The sequence below is a fragment of the Nonomuraea mesophila genome (assembly GCF_004352805.1).
GTDB lineage: Bacteria > Actinomycetota > Actinomycetes > Streptosporangiales > Streptosporangiaceae > Nonomuraea > Nonomuraea longispora.
Map to the genome: position 1 here is coordinate 1 of NZ_SMLD01000302.1, position 5,188 is coordinate 5,188.

The 5,188-nt window shown below is 66.7% G+C and carries 6 protein-coding genes; 3 read left to right on the forward strand and 3 right to left on the reverse strand.

Features of this window, described 5'->3' with window-relative positions; genetic code table 11:
- Positions 1–461: 461 nt before the first annotated feature.
- Both E1295_RS46855 and E1295_RS46860 read right to left on the reverse strand, forming a co-directional pair.
- The gene (locus E1295_RS46855) at positions 462–1,070 is read right to left on the reverse strand and encodes a TetR/AcrR family transcriptional regulator (RefSeq protein ID WP_166427772.1); all 609 of its coding nucleotides are present in this window, start codon (positions 1,068–1,070) and stop codon (positions 462–464) included.
- Between the two features lie 173 nt (positions 1,071–1,243).
- Positions 1,244–1,831: a DUF6653 family protein gene (locus tag E1295_RS46860; RefSeq protein ID WP_342775978.1), complete on the reverse strand. Its 588-nt coding sequence runs from the start codon at positions 1,829–1,831 to the stop codon at positions 1,244–1,246.
- Between the two features lie 319 nt (positions 1,832–2,150).
- Here E1295_RS46860 and E1295_RS49530 point away from each other — a divergent pair, with 319 nt between their 5' ends.
- Both E1295_RS49530 and E1295_RS46870 read left to right on the forward strand, forming a co-directional pair.
- Positions 2,151–2,642, forward strand: coding sequence for a hypothetical protein (locus E1295_RS49530; RefSeq protein WP_166427773.1), 492 nt, complete (start codon positions 2,151–2,153; stop codon positions 2,640–2,642).
- A gap of 3 nt (positions 2,643–2,645) precedes the next feature.
- Positions 2,646–3,089, forward strand: coding sequence for a hypothetical protein (locus tag E1295_RS46870; RefSeq protein WP_132641681.1), 444 nt, complete (start codon positions 2,646–2,648; stop codon positions 3,087–3,089).
- Between the two features lie 119 nt (positions 3,090–3,208).
- On the opposite strand, the gene E1295_RS46875 is transcribed toward E1295_RS46870, so the two are convergent.
- On the reverse strand, positions 3,209–4,558 hold the full coding sequence (locus E1295_RS46875; RefSeq protein WP_132641683.1) for a TrkH family potassium uptake protein: 1,350 nt from the start codon (positions 4,556–4,558) through the stop codon (positions 3,209–3,211).
- Between the two features lie 445 nt (positions 4,559–5,003).
- Between E1295_RS46875 and E1295_RS50545 the strand changes: the two genes are divergently transcribed.
- The coding region (locus E1295_RS50545) for a hypothetical protein (protein WP_220449253.1) at positions 5,004–5,188 on the forward strand (185 nt) is incomplete at its 3' end.

Below are 5,188 nucleotides of genomic sequence, written 5' to 3' on the forward strand. Positions count from 1 at the left end.
CTGAGCACGCCGACGTCAACGCGGCCCGCAACATCGCCTCACGCGGTGTGGCGGGCTGGGCAGTGAGTCACGCTGCCTGACGCGGCCTGAGCCGTCGAAGCCATCGACGGCGAGGAGCTGCAAGCTCGGTCCCTTCAGGGCCGAGAAGCTGACTTCCTGGTCCTGCTGGGGTCGCGGCGATCGGGCCAAGACGGCCGAGATCGTGGTGCTTCGCCATCAGGTCGCCGTGCTGCGCCGTCAGGTGAACCGGCCCGATCTCCAGCCGGTGGATCGGGTCGTGCTCGCGGCCTTGTCGCGACTGACTCCTGATCGTCGAGGCGCCGATTGGAGAGGGCAACTGGGCACGAACAAGGGCCCGAACAGTGCACGGGGGTGCATCCCGACCCTCCGGGCGTGGCACATGCCTGAAATGGACTGCGGGCGCTCCTATGCTGACGCTGACCTGGTGTTTCCTGGCACGGCTAGTCTCCGTTCGAGGTGACCATACCGCGAGCTATGGCGTTGATTGTGGCGTTGAGTACGGCGTCGTAGATGTCGCCGTACATGTGCCGGTTCATGACGATCAGCCCGATGGTGCGCATCACGCCCATCACGATCTCGGGCTCGACATCCCTGGTGATCACCCCCTGGGCCTGCCCTTTGGCGATGTACTCCAGCAGCGGGGTCATGATGTACGGCGTGACGCGAGCGATCTCTTGTGCGCCGATCCGTCTGGACACTGCCTGGAGCTCGTCAGGATGGGTGAACAACCGCCGGTAGAACGGGTCCGTGGTCAGCACGGTCGTCATCGCTCGCATCACCTCTGCCAGGGACTCCACGCTCGCAGGGCGGCGGAACACAGCACTGTGCCGTTCGGCGATGAGCGGCGCGCGGCGGAGCATGACCTCCTTGTAAAGGGTCTCTTTGGAGTCGAAGAAGGCGTAGAAGCTGGCCTTGGAGATCCCGGCTGGCGCGACCAATTCCTCCAGCGAGGTCTTCTTTAGCCCTTGGGATGCATACAGCCGTTCGGCGGCGTCCAGCAGGTCGGCGGTGATCCGCGCCCGCTCCTCGTCGGTGAAAGCAACAGCCACGATATTTCCCTATGTCCAACCGGGATATTGGGCTCCAGCTTAACGGGGCTCTTGCCGCCTCATGACACGCGAACCCGACGCCGACAGCAAACAAGGGAAACGGCGAAATGAGTGGCCGATGAGCGCCGAAGGCGTCACCGGGCCACGGGGATCGATCAGGCCGGCACCGACGCCTACTGCACGGTGCCAGCCCGCTTCTGCTCCTCATAGAGCACGCCGAACCGGTCGATGCGCCAGAGCTGACCCATGATCATCAGCGTGGCGCCGAAAGCGGTCGGCCAGATCTCGAGTGAGACGAGCCCGTAGGCGATCAGCGAGATCGCGGCCGGGCCGCCCACCACGATCAACAAGCGCTGAATTCGGCGATGATCGGCCGTGACCGGCCATTTGTCCTTAAACCACAGCTTCTCGCCATAGATGCCCTTGGCCGACCATGTGGTCGGCGTGTGGATCGGGCGGAAGACGAACGGGTTCAGCCACAGCCACAGCATCACGGCGGCGATCGGGGCCAGGCACCACCAGCCCAGCCATACTCTGCTCCAGACCGCCGCGAGCATCAGCGGTATCGCGGCGAACCTGGTCCATACGCTCCAGGGGTTGGCGTGCCGCTTCCAGCTGTCGTCGCTCATGTGCAAGGTGCTCGCCATTTTAGACGCAGCGCCCATGTCAACTCCGTTCGAGACGCTCGGCCCTCCCGAGAGGGCGGTGACGGCTGGGACTCCAAGTGCCGGCCGCAAGCCATCGACGAGCATCGAATCCATCAAATAGCTATAACCGGATTGGATATTGGGTTATAGGCTAGCACGTTCCTGTCGGCGGGGAGTCCAGCAGACGATGGAAACAACGCCGATCGACGCATTCAGAACGCCGGCAGCGTAAGCGTCGGATTCGCGACGCGAACTGACTGCCGACCTGGTCATCGCCGCCGACGGCATCCGCAGCACCGCCCGCCGCCTGCTGTGGCCGGACACGCCGCCGCGTTTCCTGGGCCGCACCGCCTGGCTGGGCATCGCCCCGGTCCCCAGCGTGCCCGGCAGCATCACGCTCGTGCGATCTCTCATGGCCGCCGGAGCCCTGCCCGTGATCGACAAGCAGCGACTCCATCACCAGACCTGGCTGACCCACCGCCTCAGTGAACTCCATGACGATCCTCATCAGCGCCTTCTCCGGACCTTCGCGACCTGGCATCAACTCCCGCAGCTCCGCGCCAAGGCCGCCGTCAAGCCACTGACCTCAGGATCTCGAAGAGTCGCCGGTGAGCAGTTCCATACGGCGCGCATCTTCCTGACCTGGCTCGATACAACTGGACGATCTCTGACCTTCTGCGAGCAGGCCGATCTCGACGCCTGGCACGCCCTCATCCAGGACCTCAACGACACGCTCGGCGAGCTGCTTCTCGCCGGCCGCACGCCGGCCGCACGCCGGCCGCACGCCGGCCGCACGCCGGCCGTCGAGATCGGCCACACCGTGGCCGCGTACACGGAGGCGATCGAGCGAGTGCTCGGCGTGCCCGCCGGCTCGGTGACGCTGATCGATGCAACGACACTGCACGACTGGCTCGCGAAGGAGTGAACGATGGTCATCGCCCTGAAGATCCTGCTCGGCCTGTACGCGCTGCAGGCCCTGGTCAAGTTCGTCAACATGTTCGCGGTGCCCTATCCGGTCCGGATCAAGCGGATCGCCGCCATGTACAGCGGCGACGGCCGTTCCATCAAAGTCTTCGACGATGTGCTGCTGGCGCTCATGGTGGTGCTGGTGGCGTTGCAGGCGGCGGTGGGGCTGGAACACCTGAGCTTCACCACGGGTCTGCTGGTCGGATTGACGCTGACCCAGTTGTTCTTCCACCGGTTCAACCGGCCGCTCGAACCGGACAAAGCTCCCTCACCGCCGGCCTCGCCCATCAAGAGCATGTCGTACGCCATCCAGGCCGGCCCGGTGCTGGCCTGGCGCGAGCTCCTCGTCAAGACGGTGCTCTTCGTCTGGGTGCTGTACATGCTGATCACTCAGAACGGCGGGTGAACGGCTTTCAGCTGACCAGACCTGATCCACGCCCGTTCTCTTGAGCGGCTCGGCATGAGCCGCGCCATCGGGCGCGTCATGGTCGGTTGCTGAGCACCAAGGCGACACGCAACGTCTCGTCAGCCGGTGATCAGTCTCTCTTCGGGGAGTTCGTAGCGGCGGGTGCGCTGTTTCAGCGCGAGCGCCGAGCCCAGCGTCAAAGGCCCGATGCGGCCGACGAACATCAGCAGGCTGAGCAGCACGTGCCCGGCCAGCGGGGTGCTTGCGGTGATGCCGGTGGACAGCCCGTTGGTGGCGAACGCCGAGATCACCTCGAACAGCACCCGGTCGAGGCCGTGGGAGGTGATCGTGAGCATCAGCAAGGTCGAGACCGTGACCAGGAAGACGCCCAGCAGGCTGATGGACACCGCCTGGCGCTGGGTGGCGGCGGGCAGCCGGCGGTGGCCGATGTTGACCTGGGTCTCTCCGCGCAGCTCGGCCCAGACCATGAACAGCACAAAGCCGAACGTGGTGACCTTGATGCCGCCCGCCGTGCCCGCGCTGCCGCCGCCGATGAACATCAGCACATCGGTGACCAGCCACGACGACGGGTTCATCTGACCGATGTCGAGGGTGTTGAACCCGCCGGAACGCGGCATGACCGCGGCGAAGAAGGCCGACAGCAGCTTGGCCGAGTCGTCCAGCGGGCCCATCGTGCCGGGGTTGCGCCACTCGGCCGCGAGGAACGCTATCGTGCCCGCCCCGATCAGCAGGACGCTGAGCCCGACGGTGACCCGGGTCAGCAGGGACCAGCGGCTGGGGCGCCGCCAGTGGCGCAGCAGGTCGAAGACGACCGGGTAGCCCAGCCCGCCGACGACGACGGCCACGGCGACCGTCAGGCAGATCCACGGATCGGCCACGAAGCGCATCAGATTGTCCGGCCACAATGCGAAACCGGCGTTGTTGAACGCCGACACCGCGTGGAAGACGCCCAGGTAGGCCGCCCGGCCCGGCGGCTCGTCGTACCCGACGATGAAACGGGCGGTGAGCACGGCGGCCACGGCCGCCTCGCACATCAAGCTGAACAGCACCACCTTGTGCAGCACTTGACGCAGGTCGGCGGCCACCACGGACTTCGTCTCCAGCTGCGCGGACAGGCGGGCGCGCAACCCCACCCTGCCGGAGACGATGACCATGATCAGCGTGGCGAGCGTCATGATGCCCAGCCCGCCGATCTGGATGAGCAGCGCGATGACCACCTCGCCGAACACCGACCAGTGCGTGGGCGTGTCCACCACAATCAGACCGGTCACGCAGACCGCGGAGGTGGCGGTGAACAGCGCGGTCAGCCAGTGCGAGGAATCACCGCCGGCGGTGGCCAGCGGGGTGGCCAGCAGCAGCGTGCCGATCAGCACCGCCGCCCCGAAACCGGCGGCGATCACCACGGCCGGGTGCCTGCCCCGACCGGGCAGGGCCGAGCGGCGCCACATCACTCGGCCTCGTGCTCTCCCCGGCCGCTGCCGGTTTCTCGGTCGCTCATGAGTGCCTCCGTGCGGTCGCGTGATGAAAACGCCGCCGACCAGGCTTCCCGGCACACCGCGCGACACCGTAGCGCAGGCAGCGACCTGACCGCCACGAAGAGAAAGGTCAGCTCGCGCCGGGCTCGTCCACCTCGCCAGCACCCGACGTCGCGTCCACGGACCAGCGGCGGCATCGCATCGCCGGGGCAACAGCACCTGGTTGTCGATCAGAACCAACGCCCGGTCCGGACAGCTCGCTCCTTGTCGACACACTGCATGCCCATCCCGGAACGAGTGACGAGGGCGTCGACTCGCCGCCGGGCGTCACGCGAGCCACAGCAGGAGCGGGCTGGTGGGAGCGTGGACGCCTTTGACACGGCGGCCGAGTTTCTGCTTGCGCTCGGCTTCGGGCTGGATGGCCGCCACCCACGCGGCCAGCGCGGCGGGGGCTCCAGGACGGTGCGACGACCTGACTGATGGTGTCGAAGTAGACCGAATCGGCCCGTTGCAGTCCGGCCAGGGTTTCGGGGATGATCCAGCCGAGGTCGCCGTAGACGCGCTGCAGTTCGGTGGTGACGTCCTCGTCCGGGCGGGCGTGGC